Origin of the sequence: Actinoplanes sp. NPDC023936 (assembly GCF_040639325.1) — a bacterium.
In the GTDB taxonomy this organism is placed as follows: domain Bacteria; phylum Actinomycetota; class Actinomycetes; order Mycobacteriales; family Micromonosporaceae; genus Actinoplanes.
Map to the genome: position 1 here is coordinate 164,373 of NZ_JBEZZR010000013.1, position 21,621 is coordinate 185,993.

A 21,621-nucleotide genomic window follows, 5' to 3' on the forward strand; every position below is an offset into this window, starting at 1 on the left:
CCAGCCTTCCCAGCAATGGCACACCCCCTAGACGAGTAAGTCCTAACTGAGGTCAGTGGTCGTACGCGATCAATGACCTGGTCACGGGTTGTCCGGTGGCGCGGTTGTGCCAGATCGCGGCGGTCATGGCGAGTAGGCGTTGGGCGATACGGGTGCCGACGCCTTCGATGCTGCGGCCGCCATGGAGTTCGAGGTCGAGTTGACCTTTCAGCGTGTCGTTGACCGATTCTATGAGCTGGCGTACGGGTTTGAGCAGGTGCTCGCCGGGGTGCGGGGTCCGGTTGCGGTATGACGGTCGTAGCAGTCGGGCTCCGCGTTCGGCCAGCCAGCGGTCGAGTTCGGCGGAGACGTAGCCCTTGTCCGCGATGATCAGCTGGCCGGGTCGTGTGGCGAGCAGACTGGGGTCTTCTTCCAGGGCTGCGGCCAGGACCTGCCGGTCGTCGGTCTTCGCGGTGGCCAGGGACCAGGCGATCGGCAGGCCGGACGGGGTGCAGATCAGATGCAGTCGCAGGCCCCAGAAGAACCGTGAGTGTGAGGCGCAGTAGCCATAGCCGGCCCAGCCGGCCAGGTCGGAGCGCTTCGCCGTGGGCCTCGACCGGCCGCATTCGACCGGAGTGGAGTCGGTGACCCAGACGTCGTCGAACCACAGGTCGGTGTCCGCGGCGATCAGCCGGATAGCCTGCTTGAGTAGCGGCAACGCGCCGCGCAGGCGTTTGTTGTAGCCGGACTGCCCGGGTAGGTACGGGAACGCCCCGGGTAGGTGTCGGGGCAGGAATCGCAGCCAGCGGGCCTCCGACCGGATGCCGAGCAGCGCCTGAGCGACCGCCATGGTGAGGAGTTCGGCGTCGGAGAATTTCGGTGGACGCCCGGCCCGGCGGGGTTGCCCGAGCCAGTCGTCGATCTTCACGTAAAGTGCGGTGAGAAGGGTGTTGATGTCTGTCGTCACAAACAGATCATCGACACCCTTCACCTTTGCGCGGGCCAACTACCCAACTCGGCAGTTGTCACGCGTACAGCCCTCCAAGCAGCACACCTGATCGATGAGTTAGGACTTACTCGTCTAGGTGAGGGACGCGCCGTGGTCGCCGCCGGAGCGAGGTCCGGCGGCGACCATGGGCCTGGGTCAGGGTGCCTCGAACCCCGCTATGTGCAGCGAGAACGCCCGGATCGACCCGGTGTCGGTGCCGGCTCGGTCAGCGACCTGGAAGCGCCACGTTCCGTCGGCCGGGGAGAGCCGCAGGGACGACAGCGGCTGGTCCGGCTGCCAGCTTCCGGTGTACGGCGCGTCCGCCGTCACCGCCGTGCGGAACGGTGTGGCCGCCGCGTCGTCGAAGACCGCCTGGCACAGGTTGTTGCCGCCGCCGCCGGAGCGGGAGAACAGCGTCGCGCTGCGGCCGTCCGGTGCGGTCAGTGTGCCGATCAGGTCGCCGGCGAACGTGTGGTCCAGGCCGACCGTCGTGGCGCCGGCGGTGGTGGTGCAGTCGGTGCCGTCGATGGAGAAGGTGAGCGCGGACGCGTACCCTGCTCCGCTGACCTCCACGGTGGCGACCGCGCCGGTGGGGTCGTTGTCCGGGATCGGCACGGGCGGGCCGGTGTACGCGAAGTCGCGCACGGTGGCCGACGGCTGGCCGGTCGGCACGACCACGGTGCTGGTGGTGGGGGAGAGGGCGCCGGCGAAGGTGACCCGTACCCGCAAGGTCACGGGCCGGCCCAGCGGATAGCCGGCGGCGAGCCGCAGGGTGTAGTCGCGGCTCTTCGCCGCGCCCGCGGCGAGGGTGCCGTAGGAGCGGCTGCGTGGCGTCACGGTGGCCCGCGGGTCGTCGGTCTCCACCACCACGGTGACACCTGTCGCGGTGCCGTCGCCGATGTTCGTGACGGGCAGTGTCACGGTGGTCTGCTCGCCGGGCTCCAGAACGGGGTCCTCGACGACGGGTGTGCCCGCCTGGACGAGGGGCTGCGGGGTGGCGCCGGTGTAGCGCAGCAGCCGGTCGGCGCGGATCACGCCGTGGCCGGTGCGGTTGTCGTAGCCGGCCGGGGTGAGGTCGAGCGCGGTCTCGGTGAGCGCGGCCCGGATCTCGGCGTTGCTCAGGCCCGGGTTGCCGGAGAGCGCGAGGGCCGCGATCGCGGCGGCGTGCGGCGCGGCCGCCGAGGTGCCGAAGAACGGCGCGAAGTCGGCGAGCGTGGTGGCCACCCCGTCGGCGGCGGTGATCTGCGGTTTCGCGCGGACCACACCGCCGGTCGCGGTGAAGTTCCCGGGGGTGTACGGGGTGCCGTCGGCGGCGTAGAACATCCGGCGCGGACCGTCGGAGGTGAACGGCTCGGCCCGGGACTGCCGGGTGTGCACGTCCGGGTAGGGCCCGGCCGGGTTCGGCGGGTCGCCGGCTTCCAGGGCGAACGGCAGCGGTTCGTGCGCCGGGGTCGCGGCGACGGCGAACGCCTGCTCGGCGGCGCTGTGCCCGCGCAGCACGCCGGGCGTGGCGAAGCCGGTCAGTCCGTCGGCCGAGTCGGCGAACCGGCCGCGGAACGCGGTGAGCTGCAGGTATCGGTCCGCGCCGGCGTATTTCACGACGGCGAGCCGCTGACCGGTGGTGTTCGCGGTGGCGAGGATCTCGTACGGGTCGTCGTCGCCGTCCTGCACGTCCTGGGAGAACGAGGTGACGTTGCCGGCCGCGTCGAGCAGGTACAGGTCGTAGTCGTTGGCGGAGCTGGCCAGGGCGTCGGCCCACCAGAGGGTCACCACCCGGTTGCGGCTGCCCGCCGAGAGCGGGTTGAACTCCTGCACGCCCGTGCCGGGGTCGAAGTCGTGGGCGTCGCCGGCGAACTTCTCGATGCCCCGGCCGGAGTCGGCGAAGTCGCCCTCCCAGTTGCCGGAGGTGCCGTCGAGGGTGTTGCCCTCGTTGCCGGCCGAGCTGAAGTAGTACGCGCCGTCGGCGGTGACGGCGTTGACCGCCTGCGCGGGCAGCCCGTCCTGGAACGGGCTCTCGTGGTAGTAGACGACGTCGTCCACGATGATGTCGCAGCCGGCGTCGAACCGCAGTGCCCGGATGTTCTCGGCGAAGCTGGCCTCGCTGGTGAACGCCGTGGCGAAACCCAGCCGCGCATTGGGTACGAGGTCGTGCAGGATCTCCAGCATCGCGGTGCCCTCGTCGCCGGAGCCCTCCTGGCCGGCCAGCACGTCGAGGTCGGCCGGCAGGTCGCCGCTGGCCTGGGAGGCGGCGAGCGAGTCCACCCCGTCGGAGAGCGCGCACACCTTCACGCCGGTCCCGGTCACCCGGTGCCGGGTCCGCGCGGTGTCGGCCGCGTGTGTCCGATCTCCTTCGGAGACGACCGAGCCCTGGCCGGCCGCCGCGATCGCCGGGGCGCGCAGCGCTGTCGCGATCCGCTCGGCCTTCGCTTGCTTGGTGTCCGCCGCCGGCGGGGCGGCCGGATCGGTCTGACGCCCGGTGGTCAGGCCGTGTTTCAGGCTCACGCCGGTCACGTCGGACCAGCCGGCGATCGTGGTGAGCGCGGCCAGCGGCGCTTCGGCCAGGACCGTGCCGGTCGCCGCGGAGGGGTGCCGGATGCCGGCGCCGGCCGCCCGCAGCCGGTCGAGCAGGCGGTCGTCGACCCGGTCGGCGCGGATCTCCACCTCGGTGGTGCTCTTCGCGGTGACAGCGACGCCGGTACGCGCGCCGACGGCGGCCTTACCGGCCCGTTCGCGCAGCTCGACGACGAGCCGGCTGTCGAGTTTGCGTTCCGCCGGGGTCAGGGATTTCTTGATCTGCTGGAGTGCGGCGATCTGCGCGTACGCGCGATCCGCCGGATCATCCGGCGCTTGGGCCGAAGCGGCGGATGATCCGAGCGCCACGGTGGTGGCGGTGATCGCGACGATCGTGACGGCGTGCCGGAGCATGGATGTGTTCAATGCCGAGCCCCCCACTGACATCAATAAATCTCGATGTCAGTGGACGCTATCGGCTCGTATCGATATCGGGAAGTCCGATCAGGACACAACCGCCGAGCGTCCCCGGCGAAGATCGCGGCGACCTTGCCCGCCGGGTCCACAACCGTGCCGGTGGGCAGCCGGACCCGTGCCTCGACGGCGTCATGCAGACCGGCCCGCTGAGCCAGGCCCAGGGTTAAACTGCCCGGCATGATTCGGGCAGTCGTTTTCGATGTTGGTGAGTGTCTGGTCAACGAGGCGCGCGAATATGGGACCTGGGCCGACTGGCTTGGAGTGCCTCGGCACACCTTCTCGGCCGCGTTCGGGGCAGTGATCGCTAACGGCCTGGACTATCGCGAAACCTTCCAGGTCTTCCGGCCTGGCTTTGATCTGACGGCGGAGCGTGAGAAGCGCGCGGCTGCCGGCAAGCCGGAGTGGTTCGGCGAAGAGGACCTTTACCTCGATGTGCGGCCAACGCTGTCCGCCCTCCGTAATTCCGGGCTGTGGGTAGGCATCGCCGGCAACCAAACCGTTCGGGCAGGTGGCATCTTGCGTTCGCTCGACCTACCCAGCGACATGATCGCGACGTCCGATGACTGGGGTGTGTCGAAGCCGGACATCGCCTTCTTCACCGCCGTGGCAGGTGCCATGCCGTGCAAGCCGGAAGAGGCGTTGTACGTGGGCGACCGCCTCGACAACGACATCGTTCCGGCCAACGTTGCGGGCTTCAAAACCGCGCTGATCCGCCGGGGGCCGTGGGGCATCATTCAGCAACGCGACCCTCAGGCTGAGCAGGTGCCGACTATGCGCATCGATAGCTTGGCGGAACTACCAGAGAAGGTCGGCGCGTTCAACGCCGCAGCGCGTTGAGCGTCGTGCGCCAACCGTAGAGTCGATCGTCGATTGCCTGGACTTCCTCGGTGTCGGCCCAGGCCTGGAGGTCCTCGCGGACCTTCCGGACGCGCTCCATACCTGTCGCATACCACGTGATCGCGAGCTGGTCGAGGGCCTCGTGCAGGCGGTTGCAGGCTTCTGTGGGCTTGTCGCTGGCGACCTCTACCGCGGCTAGGTCGGCCAGCACCACTGCTCGTTGCTTATTGTCGCCGGCATCCAGATCCTTCAGCGCGGTGCCGAGAGAAATTCGCGCCTGAGAGTGGCGGCCCGCGACGAGCTGGGTGTTGCCCTTGAATGCGGCCAGCCGTGCAGCGGAGAACCACGTGAACCATTCTGGGGATCGGTTCTCGTTGTCGGCCGCGAGCGCGGCCTCAGCCCTGTCGATGACGCTGAGAGCATCGCCAGGGTGACCGCAGAGCGTGTCACACTCGGCTTCGACCGCATCGATCCACGCCACGAACTCGCCGGACGCTGGCCCTCGCCGAGCGTAGGTCCGTGCAGCTCGGAGCCTTTCAGCTGCCTCTGCTCGGTGGTTGGTCCAACCTGGGATGAATGCTGCATGCGCGAGGATCGCCGATCCCAGCAGAGCGTCATCTGCCTCTCCTGCCGCTTGCAACGCGCGAACGTAGGTCGCGTCCGCGTCATCGGGCTGTCGCAGGTCGAAGAACTCGATTCGGCCGGCTAACAGCAGCGACTCGGCCAACGCGGAGGCGACCACACGGCGAGTCACCCCGCTTGTCTCGGTGAGCAGGTGCAGGCCGAGTCGAGTGTGCTCAAGGACGGCGGGGTGGAGGTTCGCGGGTTGCACACTCGAATACATACGACGATGAGCGATCATGATCGCGCTGTAGTCGGCGCCTACAGTCGGCGGTTGAGTGGATCGCGAATCCTGAGGAATCGGTAGCCCTGAAGCGGCTTGCCCTGTCTGAACGGCGGCATTACCGGGGGCCGAGGCGGAGGCAGAAAGGGCCCAGGGCGGCGTGAATCCGAGCTGCTCCACGGGAAGTTGGAGCAGGTGAACAAGGAGCCGCTGATGCTCGGAACGGGGCCACGGCGGTGTATCTGACTCCCATCGCCGAACCTGGCGAACGCTGATCTCGATTTGGCCGAGCCCGATTCTGGGAGCGGCGTGGCTCAAGGCATCCGCGAACGCCTGCTGTGAGGAAAAGCCTGCATGTTGACGTGCGGCTTTAAGGGCGGTGTTTCCTCGTGAGCGGGTTGACATGACCTCTCCCATCACGGCTGAGGTCGACAGCATAGAACGTAAGGACTCATCAGTGTCGTGCGATAAGATCAAATAGCATCTTGCGGAAAAATAAGTCCTCGAAACGTCCTCTGCAGGGCCTTTTAGTAACGCCGCTGTTGCGACATAGTCGGGCCATGCGTAATGACGGGAATGCGCACTACAGGTTGGTCGTCGGGCTGCCAAGCGCAGCCGGGGCGGCACCTGACGAACGTGATGGGCTAGGTCACTGCCTTGGTTGTGGCTCCTCCTGGCGGTGCTGGCGGCACGCGAACGCGATGACGATTTGGCCGGCCCCGCCTCGTCGAGGCTGCTGGAGACCGCCATCGGATACGTGAAGCAGTTCGGCTCGGGGAATTTTGCAATGTCCTGATTCTTCGGACGGACAATTGATCGCCTGACAATCCCTCAGGGGGATCCCGCCATGCGTGAACTATTTTCCGGTGTCGGATTCCGTTGTGGCCTCTCAACCACTGACGGTGTGATCCCATGACACCTGGGCCGAAGGTCCTGGCCCGTTCCACGACGGGGCCGGCTGCACTGGCGGGGGTTACGATCGTGGCGAGCTCACCGCAAACCGTGCTCAACGGAGGCATTCCTGCCACCTACGCCGTGACAGCGGCCTGGGCCGGCTTCACCGACCTGCGCTCGGGGACGCGGTGATGGACGTGTCGCATCTCCCGGATCGCGCCACCTACGACTGCGTGCGCTGCAACCAAGAATGGCCCTGTGAGACGGCCCGCGAGTACTTGAAAGAGTCCACGCCGGACCCGGTGCAACTCGCGATCCGATTGTGGGTCGAGCTCGACGAAGCCGTCCTCGTCCTCAGCCAGCAAGCACCGGCGGCACTATTCCAGAGATTCCTGCGATGGGCCCGTTACGAATGATTACTCAAGGAACGACGACGGCAGCCCTCGAACTCATGGGCGTCAGCGAGATCTGCGCGCGATTCCAGCGCTCTCGCCAGCGTACGCACCAGTTGACCCTGCGACCTGACTTTCCCGCCCCGATCGCCATCATCAAATCCGGCCGAGTCTGGTTGGCCGAAGACGTGGAGAAATGGATCGAAACCTGCCGGCCGGATCTGGCTCAGCCGGAGCGGGCCGGCAGGTTTCCCATTCCAACGACTGTCCGGGCCTCCCCATGAGGGTGCGTATCAGGATGGTTCCTCTTCCGTGGACAGCAGCCGGTCCTCGTCCAGGGCGGACGTCTGCACCACGAGGACGTCGCAGACGGCGTTCTTCACCACGGCGGCCGGCACCGAGCCGAGCAGCTGGCCGTGGCTGGCGCCCAGGCCCCGGTTGCCCACCACGATCAGGTTCGCCGGGTCCGCGCCGACCGCGTCCAGCAGCGCCTGCGCCGGGTCGCCCTCGACCAGCCGCTGGTCGATGTAGCGGGCGCGTTCGCGGGTCAGGCCGGTGACCGACTTCTGCAGCGCGTCGCGGGCGGCGGCGATCCCGTTCAGGTCGCGGTGCGCTCCCTCGGCGGGCTCGGTCGCCGCGCCGCTGCGGTAGGCGGTCACCACCACCAGGCGGGCCTGCGCGGCCTGCGCCACCTCGGCGGCGCGATCCACCGCGTACAGGCTGGTGGGGGTGCCGTCGGAACCGACCACGACCCGGTCGTAGACGGTGATGCTGCGCTTGCCGCCGAGCGGCACGATCGGCGACTCGTCGGCCTCGTCCGGCGGGTTCACCCAGAGCATCGCGATCGCGCCGATGCCCAGGAGCACCCCGGCCAGCATGATCGCGTTGCTGCCCTTGCCGTCCAGCAGGTGCTCGAAGATCCAGCCGAACGTGATCGTCTGGATCAGCATCGGCACCACGATCATCATGTTCAGGATGCCCATGTAGACGCCGGTGCGCTTGGCCGGGACCATGCTGGCCACCATCAGGTACGGGATGCCGACCGCGCTGGCCCAGAAGATGCCCAGGCCGATCATCGGGATCAGCGCGACGTACTGGTTGGTGATGTTGGAGAGCCAGACCAGCGACACCGCGGCCAGCCCGAGCGCGACAGCGTGCACCCGCTTCGCGCCGATCCGCCGGGCGAAGCCGACCAGGAACAGCGCGGACACCATCGTGACGAAGTTGTAGGCGGCGTTCTCCAGGCCGCTCCAGCCGATCGCCTCCTCCCACGCCGGGCCGCCCTCCTGCGGCGTGGTCCCGAAGACGGTCTCGCCGAGGCTGACCGCGACGAACTGCCAGTAGATGAACATCGCGTACCACTGGAACAGGAAGACCACGCCGATCTTGTGCATCGCCACCGGCATGACCCGGACCGCGTCGGCGATCTCGCGTACCGCGTGGTGCAGGCCCTTCGGCGCGGACCGGATCTCGGCGATGTCCTCGTCGGAGGGGACGAGTTCCTTGGTACGGGCCATCGCCGTCAGCACGGTCAGCAGGATGCAGAACGTGCCGATCATGAAGCACACGTACATCCAGTACGGCACGCCGTTGCCGGCCGTCTGCTGGAGCGGCTCCACCTTCTCCAGCACGAACAGCGACAGGTTCGCCAGCACCGCGCCGGCGCCGGTGAACATGCTCTGGGTCAGGAAGCCCCGGGCCAGCTGGGATTTCGGCAGCCGGTCGGAGATGAACGCCCGGTACGGCTCCATCGAGGTGTTGTTGCCGGCGTCGAGCAGCCAGAAGCAGACCACCGCGAGCCACAGGATGCCGACGAACGGGAACAGGAACAGGATGACCGCGCAGAGCAGCGCGCCGGCGGTGATGAACGGCCGTCGCCGGCCCCAGCGCGGGTGCCAGGTCCGGTCGCTGATCGCTCCGATCAGCGGCTGGATGATCAGCCCGGTGACCGGGCCGGCCAGGTTGAGGATCGGCAGCTGCTCGGGCGTGGCGCCGATCAGCAGGAACAGCGGGTTCACCGCGGACTGGGTCAGGCCGAAGCTGAACTGCACCCCGAAGAAGCCGAGGTTCATCATCAGCAGGGCGGGGCCCGTCATCAGCGGCTTGCGTTCGATCTGTCCGCCGTCCGGGGCGACGGTCGAGGCACTGGTCGTGGTGGCCATGCGAGCCCCCTCTCGATTGAGCGGAAGCTAAACCCGCTGTAACACGCTCGCAACTTGTCGTGACGACAAGCGTGAATTCGTGAAAAACCGCGGGGATGGCGTGCTGCCAAGATCTCGACCACGCTGGAGGGATGGGAAGGAGCCGACGGTGAAGCAATGGCGGACCATCGTGGTCGGCGTCGACGGGTCGCCCGGCAGCCGCAAGGCGCTGGCCTGGGCCGCCGCCGAAGCCGCGACGCACGGCACCGAACTGATCGTGCTCAACGTCTGGGAGCACACCCTGCTACCCCCGGCCGGCAGCGTCAGCGTCTCCGAGCGGTACGTGCCGGAGCAGAGCCAGCGCACGGCGGCCGAGCTGCTGCAGGTCATCAAGGAGGAGCTGGGGGAGCAGCCATCGGTGCTGGTGCAGCCGGTGGTCAAGCAGGGCCGCCCGGCGAAGGTGCTGATCGAGGAGTCGGCCGGCGCGGACCTGCTGGTGGTCGGCGAGCGCGGCCACGGCGGGTTCGCCGGGCTGGTGCTCGGCTCGGTCAGCCAGCACGTCGCCGCGTACGCGAAATGTGCCGTCGCCGTGGTCCGCTGATCGCCCACGGCAACGGGCCGGCCGCGTCGCACGCGGCCGGCCCGGAACCTCTGATCGTCAGGCGGAAGCGCCGTCGAGCTGCAGGCGCAGCTTCGCGAGGGCCCTGGTGAGCAGCCGCGACACGTGCATCTGGGAGATGCCGACCTGCTCGGCGATCTGCGTCTGGGTGAGGTTGCCGTAGAAGCGCAGGCTCACGATCTTCTGCTCCCGCTCGTCCAGGGTGGCCAGCGCCGGGCCGAGCGCGATGCGCATCTCGGCGATCGCGAAGCCGTCGTCCTCGCCGCCGAGGGTCTCGCCGAGCTCGGTGCCGTTGTCGGCGATCGGGGTGGAGAGGCTGGTCGAGTTGTACGCCCGCGCGCCCTCCAGGCCCTCGATCACCTCGTCCTCGCTGATGCCCAGGTGCGCGGCGATGTCGGCGACCGTGGGGGAGCGGCCGAGGGTGTGGCTGAGCGTGTTGTTGGCGCCGGTGATCGCCAGGCGCAGCTCCTGCAGCCGCCGGGGCACCCGCACCGACCAGGTACGGTCCCGGAAGTGCCGCTTGAGCTCGCCGACCACGGTCGGGACCGCGAATCCGGCGAAGTCGATGCCCCGCTCCGGCTCGAACCGGTCGATCGCCTTGATCAGGCCGACCACCGCGACCTGGTAGAGGTCGTCACGCGGCTCGCCCCGGTTCGCGTACCGGCTGGAGAGATGCCGGGCCAGCGGCAGCCACGCCTCGATCGCACGGTCGCGCAGCGCGGGCCGGTCGGGGTGACCCGCCGGCAGGGCCGCCATCATGGCAATCAGCTCACTGGCTCCGTCAGTGCTCGTCGTCGAGGTGTCGATCCTGGCGGCGGTGTCAGCGAGGACGGTCATGCGTGCACACTCCTGTGTTTCGTGGCTCGGCTCCGCCACTCGTTGCCCCTCGGCAACCGATTCCAAACACCCGTCCTCCGTACGGAGACATTCCCGTCGCGCGTACGCTGTCGCGAACGTCTCCATTTGCCGACCAGCGTGTTACCGCCCCGGTGTGATGGCATGGGATATGAGGTGCCGGAACGGTCCGGAGCAGCTGAAGGAGGACGCATGCCGTCGCGTACGGATCTCGTCGAAGATCTGATGGCCCGCTTTCCCCACGTGCCGCGAGAAGCGGTGATCAAGGAGGACCTGCTGCGGGGCGGGCTCGCCTTCGACGAGTCGGCACTGACCGACAACGAGAAGGGCGACGTCAAGCCGAAGTCGTACTTCATCTTCTCGTTCGACCACCGCACCCTGCCGGAGCTGGGCGAGGCCGCGCTGCGCCGCCCGCCGGAGGAGATCGTGCTGACCGGCGGGCCCTACGACCTGCGGCGCACGGTCGTGTCCGTCCGGATCAACCCATCGTCGCCGTACCGGGTCAAGCCGGACGCCGACGGCCGCCTCCAGCTGTTCCTCGACGGCACGGCGATCGCCGACGTGGGCCTGCCGCCGATGCCGGACTACTACCGGCACACCCTGGAGAACGGCAAGCAGGTCATGGAGGTCGCCCCGACGATCCAGTGGGGTTACCTCGTCTATCTCACGGTCTTCCGGGTGTGCCAGTACTTCGGCGCCAAGGAGGAGTGCCAGTACTGCGACATCAACCACAACTGGCGCCAGCACAAGGCGGCCGGCCGGCCGTACACCGGGGTGAAGCCGATCGACGAAGTCCTCGAGGCGCTCGCGATCATCGACAAGCACGACGCTCTCAAGACGTCGACCGCGTACACGCTGACCGGCGGCAGCGTCACCTCACAGGTCGGCGGCAAGACCGAAGCCGACTTCTACGGCCAGTACGCCCAGGCGATCGAGGAGCGCTTCCCCGGCCGCTGGATCGGCAAGGTCGTCGCCCAGGCGCTGCCGAAAGCCGACGTGCAGCGGTTCAAGGACTACGGCATCCAGATCTACCACCCGAACTACGAGGTCTGGGACAAGCGGCTGTTCGAGCTCTACTGCCCCGGCAAGGAGCGCTACGTGGGCCGCGAGGAGTGGCACCGCCGCATCCTCGATTCCGCGGAGATCTTCGGGCCGCGCAACGTGATCCCGAACTTCGTGGCCGGCATCGAGATGGCCGAGCCGTTCGGCTTCACCACGGTGAACGAGGCGATCGACTCGACCACCGAGGGCCTGCACTACTTCATGTCGAAGGGCATCACCCCGCGGTTCACCACGTGGTGCCCGGAGCCGACGACGCCGCTGGGCAAGACCAACCCGAACGGCGCGCCGCTGGAGTACCACATCCGGCTGCTGGAGTCCTACCGCGCGACCATGGAGCACTACGGCCTGAGCAGCCCGCCCGGGTACGGTCCGTCGGGCGCCGGTAACGCGGTGTTCTCGGTGAGCTCGTTCATGGACAGCCTCCCGCCGGCACCGCAGGACTGACAGCCAGCATCCGTGTGTTGACTTCGGGCGCGCTGCGCACCTGAAGTCAACACACGGATTCCCGCCGCCGCGCCTACTTCGTCGGGTGACCGGTGATCTTGTTGGCCCAGGCCAGGAACGCCTCCGGGTCGTTGTTGGCGCCGTGGCCCGCGTCCCAGTACATGATCGAGTCGACGGTGTCGCCGAGCGTCGCGAACCCGGCCGCCAGGTTCGACGACACGGTCAGCGACGTGTCGGTGTCACTGGTGCCGAGCCGGAAGAACCAGTTCCTCGCCCGCCCCTCGTGCTTCGCCGTGATGAAGTGCATCGGGTTCATCAGGGTGAGCAGGCCGGCGATGTCCGCGTCGACAGTGGCGTTCGCCTTCGCCGCGCTGTACTCGGTGAAGTGCCGCGCGTCGGTGCTCGCGGTGCCGAACTCCACGTTCTCCCCGGCGCTCAGGTCGAACGCGTCGAACGCCGGCAGGCCCTTCTTGCGGCCGGCCAGGTGGGTGAGGAAGTCGGCGAAGCTGAACGTCGCCTTCCCGCCGGACCACTTGATGAACGGGTTGGCCGCCAGGTAGGTGCTGCGCTCGGAGCTGGAGAGCCCGGCCAGGTAGGACGTCGCGGCCGGCTGCAGGTACTGGTTCAGCAGGTAGGTCTGGTACCGCGCGCCGGTCAGCTTCACCCCGTCGAGACCGGTCAGCCCGAGCGAGTCCTGGTAGTCCTCGAACGTCGCGGCGAGCTCCGCGGAGACGGCGGCGTCGACGGCCTGGCCGTTCGCCGGCAGGCTGCCGTAGAGGAACTCGTAGGCAGGGTCGGCGTTCTCCAGGTCGGTGATCGGGCAGTAGGCGGCCACCCCGAAGATCGCGTCGCTGGCGTCGGCCGCGCCGAGCTCGGTCAGATACGCGCTGTACAGGTCGCTGTCCCCGGACGCGCCGAGCAGCGTCGAGACCGCGCCACCCGCGCTCGTGCCGTCCGAGACGATCCTGTCGGTGTCGCCGGGGAAGACGTCCTTGTTCGATCGCAGGTACCGCACGGCCGCCTTCAGGTCGACGATCACCGCGGGCGCCTTGCCGTAGTACGTGCCGTCCGCGGTGACGTTGTCCCTTCCGCGGGCGCCCACCGAGACCACGACCCAGCCGGCCGCGATCGCCTCGTGGGTGTTCTGCCCGGTGCTGCCCATCCCGGTGGCGAGCGCCCCGCCGTTGCCGGTGTTCCCGCCGGGAGCGCCACCGCCCGGCGCGCCGCTGGGCATGCCCGCGCCGCCCGGCGTGCCGCTGGGCATGCCGGCACCGCCCGGCGCGCCGCCGCCGGGCATGCCGCCGCCCGGGAAGCCGGCGGTCCGCACGAGCGGGTCCTCCGCCGTCTTGGCCGACATGTAGCCACCGACCGGGATCTCGAACAGGATCGGCGCGCCGCTCGCGTCCACCTCCGTCCCGTCGATCCTCACGGGAACGGCCACCGACAGGCTCTGATAGTCGACGTCGACCGGTTTGGCCACATAGGGAATCGTGGAGTACAGCCGGTAGGTGATCTCCTTGTCCCCGGCCGCCGTGCTGATCGTCGCGGTCTTCTCGGTGAACGTGTCCTTGTCGAACGTCAGCGAATACGTGCCGTCCGCCGACGACGAGGAGGACGCGGCCGGGGAGTCCGTCGACGAACACGCCGCCGCCATCGAAACCATGCCCGCCGCGCCGGCCGCCAGCAGTGTCCTGCGCTTCATCCGTTGTGCCTGCCCTTTCCGGTGCAACTGCCGGGAGCCCTCCGGTGAAATTCCCGGGAGCTCTCCGGTGGAAGAGGACAAGCGTGCCGATCCGGACCCCGCGCCGGCGTCGTCTCAGAGTAGAAACCGTGACTACTACCGCAGTGGTATCAGGCCTGCTCCCCGGGCCGGACCAGCCCGCTCTGGTAGCCGATCACCACGAGCTGGGCGCGGTCGCGCACCCCCAGCTTGGTCATCGCCCGGTGCACATGGGTTTTCGCCGTCAGCGGTGACAGCACGAAGTGCTCCGCGATCTGCTCGTTCGACCGGCCGAGCGCCACCAGCCGCAACACCTCCCGTTCCCGCTCGGTCAGCGTTTCCAGCGACGGCGGAACCACCGGGCGCGCCGCGTCGGCGTCGCCGAGGAACCGGTCGATCAAGCCGCGCGTGGCCCGCGGCGTCAGCAGCGCCTCGCCGGCGTGCACGACCCGGATCGCCCGCAGCAGCTCTTCCGGCTCGACGTCCTTGCTGAGGAAGCCGCTGGCCCCGGCCCGCAGCGCGGCGAGCACGTTGTCGTCGGCCTCGAACGTGGTCAGGATGATCACGCGCACCCCGGCGAGCCGGTCGTCGGCGGCGATCCGCCGGGTGGCTTCCAGCCCGTCCATCCCCGGCATCCGGATGTCCATCAGCACCACGTCCGCACCGTCGGCCAGGGTGATCGCCTCTCGCCCGTCGCACGCCTCGCCGACCACCTCCAGGCCGTCGGCCAGGTCGATGATCAGCCGGAACCCGGCGCGGATGAGCGTCTGGTCGTCGGCGAGCAGCACGCGGATCGTCACAGTCGTTCTCCATACCCCCGGGGCGCCGGCAGGGTGGCACGCACCCGGAACCGCCCGCCGTCCGCCGGGCCGACCTGGATCATGCCACCGGCGGCCGCCGCCCGCTCCCGCATCCCGATCAGCCCGAACCCCGTGCCGCCACGGTCCGGATCAGGCCCCGCGCCGGCTCGGGCCGGCCCGCGGCGATCCCGGGCGGGTCCGGCGCGGTCCTGAGCGGCGCGGCCGGCGGCGGGCGGCGGGTGATCCGGCCCTGTCGCGTTGGTGACCTCGATGATCAGGTCGTCGTGCTGCCAGTGCAGCTCGACCCGCACGGGCTCGGCCGGGTGGCCGTGCTTGCGGGCGTTGGTCAGGGCCTCCTGAACGATCCGGTAGGCCGCCAGGTCGGCGCTCGCCGGCAACGGCCGGGACGTGCCGTGCTCGCTGTGCTCGACCCGGACCCCGGCCGCGCTGAAGCTGCCCAGCAGCTCCGTCAGCTGCCCGAGCCCGGGTTGCGGATGGTGGGCCGGATCGGGCTCACCCGGCTGCCGCAGCAGGCCGACGATCGACGTCAGCTCCCGCAGGACGATGCTGGACGCCCGCCGGATGTGGCTCAGCGGCGGACCGGCTGCCTCCGGCTGCCGGGTCAGCGCGTAGGACGCCGCGCCGGACTGCACGTTGATCACCGCGATGTGGTGGGCGACCACGTCGTGCAGCTCCCGCGCGATCCGGACCCGTTCCTCGGCGACCCGCCGGCGCACCTCCTCCTCCCGGCTCTGCTCCGCCCTGCGGGCCCGGTCCTCCACCTCGGCGACGTAGGCCCGGCGGCTGCGGACCGCCTCGCCCGCGGCCACCGCCATCCCGGTCAGCGTGAAGCAGACCAGCGCGAGCGGCGTCCACCACCCGGCGGACCGGTTGCCGGCCACCGACGCCGCCCAGAACAGCACGGCGCAGCCCAGCGCCACGCTCCACGACACGCGCCGCTCATAGCGGATCGCCAGCTGGTAGAGCGCCCAGCCGACCGCGAAGATCAGCGGCGGGATGGCCCAGCCGGCGATCAGATAGCCCACCTCGATCGCCGCCGAGACCACCAGCACCGCGACCGGCGCCCGCCGTGCCAGCGCGACCGCCAGCCCGGCGATGGCCGCGGTCACCAGGTCGGCGCTGAGCGGCACATGGTGCTGCTCGCCGGCCCCGGTCAGCGCGCCGAGCGCCGACAGCCCCGCGACCAGCAGCCCAGCCCCCGCATCCGCCAGCCAGCCCCGCATTGCCATCACGCTACGGGCGTGCGGAGGGGCTGGCATCCGGCACCGGTGGTAAATCCGGGCCGGCCCGCATACCACTGCGGTAGTACTCAGAGCGTGGTCGACGTACCCCACGGCAGGTTCTCCAGGGGCAGGCCGGTGAGGCCGCCGATCAGGGTGCGCGCCGAGTTCTGGCCGAGCTCGCTGAGCATCAGCTCGTGGACCTGGACGAGCCGGGCCGGCCGCACCGCGCGGACGAAATCCGCCGCCTCGCCGAACGTGGTCCACGGACCGCTGGTCGGCAGCAGCAGGGTCTCCACCGCGACGCCGGGCACCGCGTACGAGTCACCGGGGTGGAACACCCGCCCGGCCACGAGATAACCCACGTTGTCCACCGGCGGGATGTCCGGGTGGATCAGCGCGTGCGACTCCCCGTGCACCGTCACCGCGAACCCGCCCGCCTCGATCCGGTCCCCGGCCGTGACCGTGGTCGCCCGCCCGCCGAGCTTCCCGGCGACCTCGGCCGGCCCGTAGACCCGCAGGTCCGGACGCCGGTCCAGCTCAGCGGCGAGGGTATCGGCGTCGAAATGGTCGAAATGCGCGTGCGTCACCAGGACGGCGTCGGCGGTGGCGACCAGCTCCGCCGTGTCCGGGGTGAACGTGCCGGGGTCGACGAGCAGCCGCCGGCCGCCGTCGGTGAACGTGACGCAGGCGTGCGCGTGCTTGATCAGTTCCATGCCCCAGAAAGTACAGCCATGCTGTATAAAAGGAGGCATGACGCCGGACACAGACATCGCCGAGCGGCTCCGGCAGTCGGTCGGCAACCTCGTGCGGGTGGTCCGCGCGCAGGCCGACACGCTCCCGCCGCCGCAGGCTGCCGCGCTCGGCGCCCTGGATCGGGACGGGCCGCAGACCATCGCGCGCCTGGCGGCCGAGCGCGGCGTGAAACACCAGAGCATGAGCCGTACCGTCGCGGAGCTGGAAGCGTCGCAGCTGGTGACCCGCACGCCGAACCCGGACGACCGCCGGGCCGTGCTGATCACGCTGACCGAGGCGGGCGCGGCGCGACTGGGCGCCGACCGCGAGGCCCGGCGCCGCTGGGTGGCCGGCGCGATCGACGCCCGCCTCACCGCCGAGGAGCGCCGCGTCCTGCAGACCGTCCCCGACCTGCTGGACCGCCTGACCGCCGGGCCGTGAGCAACCCGGTGACGCCGGGTCATAGGGTCATCGGCATGCACATCCGGCCGATCCACCAGGGCGACGCGGCTCGCCTCGCGCTCCTGCTCGACCAGCTCGGTTATCCGTCGACCGACCGTGACGTGCGCCAGCGCCTGGACTACTGGCTCGGCGACCGGGCGAGCGCCCTGTTCGGCGCGGACGACGACGGCTCGCTGGTCGGCGTGGCCGCCCTGCACATCACCCCGATCCTGGAGGTGACCGGCAAGTTCGGCCGGCTCGCGGCGCTGGTCGTCGACGAGTCGCACCGGGGGCGCGGCGTGGGCCGGATGCTGATGGACGCGGTGGAGGACCGGGCCCGGGCCGAAGGGTGCCTGTTCGTCGAGGTGACGAGCAGCAGCCATCGAGCGCCCGCACACCATTTCTACGAGAGCCGGGGGTACGAGGACACCCGCGACCACTGGCGCCGATTCATCCTGCGGCTGCCCGCGGCCGGTCCGCAAAAAACCCCGAACGCCTAGTACTGCAACGGCACTCCGAATCGGTATCAAACGAGCTCAGTACCTCACGGGGACCCGCTGATGACTACAGCAAACACTGACTACGAGCGCCTCGCGAAAGATGTGGAAGGCGTTCTCCGCCTCGCAGGGTTCGACTCCCATTCCGCTGAAACGTTGGCAGAGCTGCCAGGTTTCGAAGTCGACATCGACGATGACGGCGTGCTCGTCAATTGGCGAACAGAGCAAGGACTTCGGGATGCCGCGCTAGCCGTGCACCTTGTAGGAGACTCTCAGGATCCTAACCGGAGGATCTATGAGGTTACGGTACGAGAGATGTGCGACCTTGCGATTCGGATCCTCGTCTCCGCTGGCTTCCACGCCGCGCCGGAAGGGGGGTACGCGCCCTTTCATGTGAGAGTCACAGAAGGTAGCGCGAATGAGTTGACCCGGGCGCTTTTCAACGAGGGCCTGAGCTGAGTAATTCAGCCTGAGACGTCGAGCCGCAGCGCGACGCCGGGCGACGGCGGAGGCAGTCGGTGACCATTGCGGTCGCCGGTTCCACGGTGGTCGCACCGAGCCCGGCAGTCGACAGCATCGCCGCGCCGTTCCAGAATTAGTACTGCAACGGCACTTGACCTGAGTGAATAGCCGCGGCGTTTGTAGTGGCCGAGGCGGGCTTGGTGTTGGCGTCGTCGGCGCCAGCGTGACGGTCAGGGCAGGTCGTGACGGCCCAGCAGATCCGCCAGCTCGGCGCCGGTGATCAACGTCAGTGGCTTGCCCTGGGCGAACTCGTACGAGCCGGGACCGAACCCCGACGTGGTGACGAGGATGCCCTTCGTGGCGCCGCGATGCTGGACCACCCCGTAGAGATCGCGGACCACGGTGGGCGCGACCGTCGCCCGATACCGCTTCACCTGAATCACGATCAACCCACCGGTGATCGGGTCGGGGTCGCGGGCCTCGACGTCCACGCCGCCGTCACCGCTGCGGGCGGTGTTCGTCACCTCGAGCCCGCGCACCCGGAACAGCTCCGCCACCAGCTCCTCGAACCGCTCCGGGCTCATCCGGTGCAGATCCTGATCACCGATGTCGTCCGGCGCTCCCGCCGGCGCGTCGCCGAGATCGCGGGCCCGTCGTCCCGGTCGCACCGGCTCCAGCCGCTCCGGCCGTGCCGAGATCTGGGCGCGCAGATGCCGCAGGCACGCCGCCGCGTCGACCTCGGCGAGGTGGACGCCGCTGAGATCCTCCCGGCGGACCATGGCGCTGACCAGGCACTGCTCGGTGTCCGCGCCGGTGGCCGGGTGTCGGCCGGTGACGAATCCGTTGAAGACGACCGAGGCCAGGTGACCGTACTGGTCGGCGCGGAACAGGTCCGAGATCACCCGCAGCGAACTCTGGCAGAGCACGCTCAGGTACAGGTCGGCACGCTGCCGGGCCGGCATCGCTATCCGCTTGTGCTCGTCGCTGCTCTTGACGTACCGGATCCGGACCGCGTCGGGGACGGCGTCCTGGCCGGGCAGCTGCCAGTCGACGATCAGCTGCCGGCTGCCGCCGTCCCAGGCGACCGTGGCGTTGCGGGGGAACCAGGCCGGCCAGCCGGCGCTCTCGTACAGCGTCGCCGTGCAGTACTCCTCGATCGCCTCCGGCTCGCCGGCCTGCAGCCGCTGCGGAAGGGCGTCGACCCAGGCGTTGCGCTGGGCGGCAAGCTGCTGCTGGGCGGCCAGCCAGGCCTGATGCTGACGGTACGCCTCCTCGAGCGCCCGCTGGCGATCGGCCTCCGCGGACTGGGCCGTGCGCCAGTCGTGCTCGAAGTGGGCGCGCGCCCGGGCGACCTGCTCGGCGTGCTCCCGCCGCGCCGTGGGGTTGAGTGACTGCAACGCGGGCAGCGGCGCGATCTGGTAGCGCGCCGGATCCGGCATGGGCAGCGGCTGGGCCAGCGCCCCGGGCTGGAACGGCACCGCCGGCGCGACGGTCCTCAGGTGCGCCGGGTGCCTGGGCGGCAGCGCCGCCGCGTCCGCGAGGATCCGGCCCAGAGACCCGATCCGCTGGTCGAGGTCGGCGGTGTGCCGGGCCGCCTCGGCCTCCATGGCGCTCTGATACGCGGCGTACGCGGCCTTTTGCCCCCGCGCGGCGGCACGCTGCGCGGCCCGGGCCGCCTTCTGCTGCTCCTCGACGGCGAGCTCCCACGCGCGCTGCTGCGCCTGCTGCTCCCGCTGCCGCCGCCGCTGCCCCTCCACCAGCAGGGTGAGGACGCCCTGATTACGCTTCGCCGCCATCGATCGCTTTCCCCCGGGTGTGTGCACATGGGCGCATGGCGACGGCGTGGCTGCACACAGCCGTGCCGCTGCGGTCGGCAGACGGTACCGCATGAGGCGCCCTTTGTGGATCATCACAGCGGCCACTCCTCGAAGCGCTGTTCATCCCGCGTGATGTCAAAAATGTTGTACATGGCTGCTACCGTGATGGTGTCAAAGATTCTTTACACATCGGGGTGGGACGTGACGCACGAAGAGAAGCGGGCCTGGGTCCGGCTGGTGGTCGCTGTGCTCGGCTACGGGACCTACCTGGCAGTCGTCCTCGGCCGGTCCGGCGGGCAGCCGCTGCCCGAGGTCCCGTACGCGACAATGCTCTTGATCTCGATCGGCGCGGCGATCGCCGCGGGGGTGGTGGGGGAGACCGCGCTGGCCGCGATCACGCCGTCGGCGAGCCGGGCCACCGACGAGCGGGACCGGGAGATCGGCCGGCTGGGCGAGCATGTCGGGCAGGCCTTCCTGGTGATCGGTGCGCTCGCCGCGATGCTCATGGCGATGGCCGGATGGGATCAGTTCTGGATCGCCAACGTCATCTATCTCGGCTTCGTGCTCTCGGCGGTCGCCGGTGGCGTCGCCAAGGTGGTCGTCTACCGCACGGGCGTGCCGCAGTGGTGAAGCCGACCCGCGTCACCAACCGGATCCGCGCGCTGCGCGCGGCCCGCGACGAGATGACCCAGGCCGAGCTCGCCGACCGGGTCGGCGTCACCCGGCAGACCCTGATCGCCGTCGAGCAGGGCCGGTACTCGCCGTCCCTGGAGGTCGCATTCAAGATCGCTCGGGCGCTCGGCGTGCCGATCGACGACGTCTTCCACTACCCCGACAGCACCGAGGAGCAGTCATGAAAGCCATCGTGTCGGACCGGTACGGATCAGCCGACGTGCTCCGCCTCCAGGACGTGGAGACACCGTCGATCGGCGACGACGAGGTCCTCGTCGAGGTGCACGCCGCGGCCGCCGACCCCGGCGTCTGGATCATGATGACGGGCCGCCCGTTCGCGGCCCGGCTCGCGGGCGGGCTGCGCCGGCCGCGCGTCCCGGTGCCGGGCCGCTCACACGCCGGCGTGGTCACCGCGGTCGGCGCCCGGGTCACCCGGCTGCGTCCGGGCGACGCCGTCTACGGCACCGCCCGGAGCGGATCGTTCGCCGAATTCACCGTGGCCCGGGAGCGCCGGCTCGCCCGGATGCCGGGGAACCTGACCTTCGCGCAGGCGGCGGCGGTGCCGATCTCCGCGGTCACGGCCCTGCAGGCCGTCCGCGACGCGCGGATCATGGCGGGCCGGCGCGTGCTGGTCATCGGCGCGGGCGGGGGAGTGGGTACGTTCGCCGTACAGCTGATCAAGCAACGCGGCGCCACCCCGATCGGGGTGTGCGGCCCGTCCAAGGTGAGCCTCGTCCGGTCCCTCGGCGCGGCGGACGTCATCGACTACACCCGGCACGAGATCGACGCGTCCGGCGGCGCCTACGACGCGATCATCGACACCGCCGGGAACCGCCCGCTGTCCCTGCTGCGCCGCGCGGTCACAGCGGACGGCACGATCGCCCTGGTCGGCGGCGGGCACGCGCGGTGGCCCGTGATGGGCGGCTTCGGCCGGCAGCTGGCGGCGCCGCTGATCTCCCCGTTCGGCAAGGCGCGGCTGGTGGGGGTGACCGCTCGCGAGCACCACGACGACCTGGACGAGCTGACGCCGCTGCTGGAGTCCGGCGCGATCACTCCGGTGGTGGGGCGGACGTATCCGCTGGCGCAGGCCCCGGACGCGATCCGGCACCTGGAGGAGGGCCACGCCACCGGCAAACTCGTCATCACGGTTCGCTAGCCCCAGGCTCGTCAGCGGCCGTCTCTCAACCTGTTTC

21 protein-coding genes are annotated in these 21,621 nt (G+C 69.7%); 10 read left to right on the forward strand and 11 right to left on the reverse strand.

The window, feature by feature from the left end:
• Nucleotides 1–52 precede the first annotated feature (52 nt).
• The 3 genes from AB0F72_RS19520 to AB0F72_RS19530 form a co-directional block, all read right to left on the reverse strand.
• Complete coding sequence (locus AB0F72_RS19520) at nt 53–946, reverse strand: IS982 family transposase (RefSeq protein ID WP_360432854.1); 894 nt, start codon at nt 944–946, stop codon at nt 53–55.
• Between the two features lie 177 nt (nt 947–1,123).
• The gene (locus AB0F72_RS19525; protein ID WP_360432857.1) at nt 1,124–3,892 is read right to left on the reverse strand and encodes a S8 family serine peptidase; all 2,769 of its coding nucleotides are present in this window, start codon (nt 3,890–3,892) and stop codon (nt 1,124–1,126) included.
• 32 nt (nt 3,893–3,924) lie between these two features.
• Entirely contained in the window at nt 3,925–4,134 is a 210-nt protein-coding gene (locus tag AB0F72_RS19530; protein WP_360432860.1) for a hypothetical protein, read from the reverse strand.
• Between AB0F72_RS19530 and AB0F72_RS19535 the strand changes: the two genes are divergently transcribed.
• Nucleotides 4,133–4,792 (forward strand): HAD family hydrolase, encoded by a 660-nt coding sequence (locus AB0F72_RS19535; RefSeq protein WP_360432862.1) that lies wholly within the window; start codon nt 4,133–4,135, stop codon nt 4,790–4,792. The two genes, AB0F72_RS19530 and AB0F72_RS19535, sit on opposite strands and share 2 nt — an antisense overlap.
• On the opposite strand, the gene AB0F72_RS19540 is transcribed toward AB0F72_RS19535, so the two are convergent.
• The gene (locus AB0F72_RS19540; RefSeq protein WP_360432865.1) at nt 4,773–5,654 is read right to left on the reverse strand and encodes a hypothetical protein; all 882 of its coding nucleotides are present in this window, start codon (nt 5,652–5,654) and stop codon (nt 4,773–4,775) included. The two genes, AB0F72_RS19535 and AB0F72_RS19540, sit on opposite strands and share 20 nt — an antisense overlap.
• Before the next feature lie 1,067 nt (nt 5,655–6,721).
• Here AB0F72_RS19540 and AB0F72_RS19545 point away from each other — a divergent pair.
• The gene (locus tag AB0F72_RS19545; RefSeq protein WP_360432868.1) at nt 6,722–6,946 is read left to right on the forward strand and encodes a hypothetical protein; all 225 of its coding nucleotides are present in this window, start codon (nt 6,722–6,724) and stop codon (nt 6,944–6,946) included.
• A gap of 269 nt (nt 6,947–7,215) precedes the next feature.
• Here AB0F72_RS19545 and AB0F72_RS19550 read toward each other — a convergent pair whose 3' ends face one another.
• Nucleotides 7,216–9,084 carry an MFS transporter gene (locus tag AB0F72_RS19550; RefSeq protein WP_360432871.1) on the reverse strand — a complete coding sequence of 623 codons (1,869 nt, stop codon included), beginning with the start codon at nt 9,082–9,084 and terminating at the stop codon, nt 7,216–7,218.
• Nucleotides 9,085–9,232: 148 nt separating this feature from the next.
• Between AB0F72_RS19550 and AB0F72_RS19555 the strand changes: the two genes are divergently transcribed.
• On the forward strand, nt 9,233–9,664 hold the full coding sequence (locus tag AB0F72_RS19555; RefSeq protein WP_360432874.1) for a universal stress protein: 432 nt from the start codon (nt 9,233–9,235) through the stop codon (nt 9,662–9,664).
• Nucleotides 9,665–9,721: 57 nt separating this feature from the next.
• Here the strand turns inward: AB0F72_RS19555 and AB0F72_RS19560 are convergent, their stop codons facing one another.
• Nucleotides 9,722–10,519 carry an RNA polymerase sigma factor SigF gene (locus tag AB0F72_RS19560; RefSeq protein WP_360432877.1) on the reverse strand — a complete coding sequence of 266 codons (798 nt, stop codon included), beginning with the start codon at nt 10,517–10,519 and terminating at the stop codon, nt 9,722–9,724.
• 210 nt (nt 10,520–10,729) lie between these two features.
• On the opposite strand from AB0F72_RS19560, the gene AB0F72_RS19565 reads away from it, so the two are divergent.
• Nucleotides 10,730–12,043 carry a radical SAM protein gene (locus AB0F72_RS19565; RefSeq protein ID WP_360432880.1) on the forward strand — a complete coding sequence of 438 codons (1,314 nt, stop codon included), beginning with the start codon at nt 10,730–10,732 and terminating at the stop codon, nt 12,041–12,043.
• Nucleotides 12,044–12,116: 73 nt separating this feature from the next.
• On the opposite strand, the gene AB0F72_RS19570 is transcribed toward AB0F72_RS19565, so the two are convergent.
• The 4 genes from AB0F72_RS19570 to AB0F72_RS19585 all read right to left on the reverse strand — a co-directional run bounded on the left by AB0F72_RS19570 (nt 12,117) and on the right by AB0F72_RS19585 (nt 16,520).
• The gene (locus AB0F72_RS19570) at nt 12,117–13,745 is read right to left on the reverse strand and encodes a subtype B tannase (RefSeq protein ID WP_360432882.1); all 1,629 of its coding nucleotides are present in this window, start codon (nt 13,743–13,745) and stop codon (nt 12,117–12,119) included.
• Between the two features lie 149 nt (nt 13,746–13,894).
• A complete protein-coding gene (locus AB0F72_RS19575; RefSeq protein WP_360432885.1) occupies nt 13,895–14,563 on the reverse strand; it encodes a response regulator transcription factor in 669 nt (222 codons plus the stop codon).
• On the reverse strand, nt 14,560–15,807 hold the full coding sequence (locus tag AB0F72_RS19580; RefSeq protein ID WP_360432888.1) for a histidine kinase: 1,248 nt from the start codon (nt 15,805–15,807) through the stop codon (nt 14,560–14,562). Before AB0F72_RS19580 ends, AB0F72_RS19575 begins: the two co-directional genes overlap by 4 nt.
• A gap of 86 nt (nt 15,808–15,893) precedes the next feature.
• Nucleotides 15,894–16,520, reverse strand: a complete 627-nt coding sequence (locus AB0F72_RS19585) for an MBL fold metallo-hydrolase (protein ID WP_360432891.1) — start codon at nt 16,518–16,520, stop codon at nt 15,894–15,896.
• A 37-nt stretch (nt 16,521–16,557) separates the two neighbouring features.
• Here AB0F72_RS19585 and AB0F72_RS19590 point away from each other — a divergent pair, with 37 nt between their 5' ends.
• Genes AB0F72_RS19590 through AB0F72_RS19600 form a run of 3 tightly spaced genes read left to right on the forward strand, consistent with a single transcriptional unit; the run spans nt 16,558 to nt 17,936 of the window.
• Nucleotides 16,558–16,980, forward strand: a complete 423-nt coding sequence (locus tag AB0F72_RS19590) for a MarR family transcriptional regulator (protein WP_360432894.1) — start codon at nt 16,558–16,560, stop codon at nt 16,978–16,980.
• Nucleotides 16,981–17,015: 35 nt separating this feature from the next.
• On the forward strand, nt 17,016–17,480 hold the full coding sequence (locus tag AB0F72_RS19595) for a GNAT family N-acetyltransferase (protein WP_360432897.1): 465 nt from the start codon (nt 17,016–17,018) through the stop codon (nt 17,478–17,480).
• A 60-nt stretch (nt 17,481–17,540) separates the two neighbouring features.
• Nucleotides 17,541–17,936, forward strand: a complete 396-nt coding sequence (locus AB0F72_RS19600; protein ID WP_360432899.1) for a hypothetical protein — start codon at nt 17,541–17,543, stop codon at nt 17,934–17,936.
• 233 nt (nt 17,937–18,169) lie between these two features.
• Here the strand turns inward: AB0F72_RS19600 and AB0F72_RS19605 are convergent, their stop codons facing one another.
• Nucleotides 18,170–19,735 (reverse strand): restriction endonuclease, encoded by a 1,566-nt coding sequence (locus AB0F72_RS19605; protein WP_360432902.1) that lies wholly within the window; start codon nt 19,733–19,735, stop codon nt 18,170–18,172.
• 222 nt (nt 19,736–19,957) lie between these two features.
• On the opposite strand from AB0F72_RS19605, the gene AB0F72_RS19610 reads away from it, so the two are divergent.
• Genes AB0F72_RS19610 through AB0F72_RS19620 form a run of 3 tightly spaced genes read left to right on the forward strand, consistent with a single transcriptional unit; the run spans nt 19,958 to nt 21,584 of the window.
• Entirely contained in the window at nt 19,958–20,386 is a 429-nt protein-coding gene (locus tag AB0F72_RS19610) for a hypothetical protein (RefSeq protein ID WP_360432905.1), read from the forward strand.
• The gene (locus AB0F72_RS19615; protein WP_360432908.1) at nt 20,380–20,613 is read left to right on the forward strand and encodes a helix-turn-helix transcriptional regulator; all 234 of its coding nucleotides are present in this window, start codon (nt 20,380–20,382) and stop codon (nt 20,611–20,613) included. The genes AB0F72_RS19610 and AB0F72_RS19615 overlap by 7 nt, the downstream gene beginning before the upstream one ends.
• Nucleotides 20,610–21,584, forward strand: a complete 975-nt coding sequence (locus tag AB0F72_RS19620) for an NAD(P)-dependent alcohol dehydrogenase (protein ID WP_360432911.1) — start codon at nt 20,610–20,612, stop codon at nt 21,582–21,584. Before AB0F72_RS19615 ends, AB0F72_RS19620 begins: the two co-directional genes overlap by 4 nt.
• The last annotated feature ends 37 nt before the right edge of the window (nt 21,585–21,621 follow it).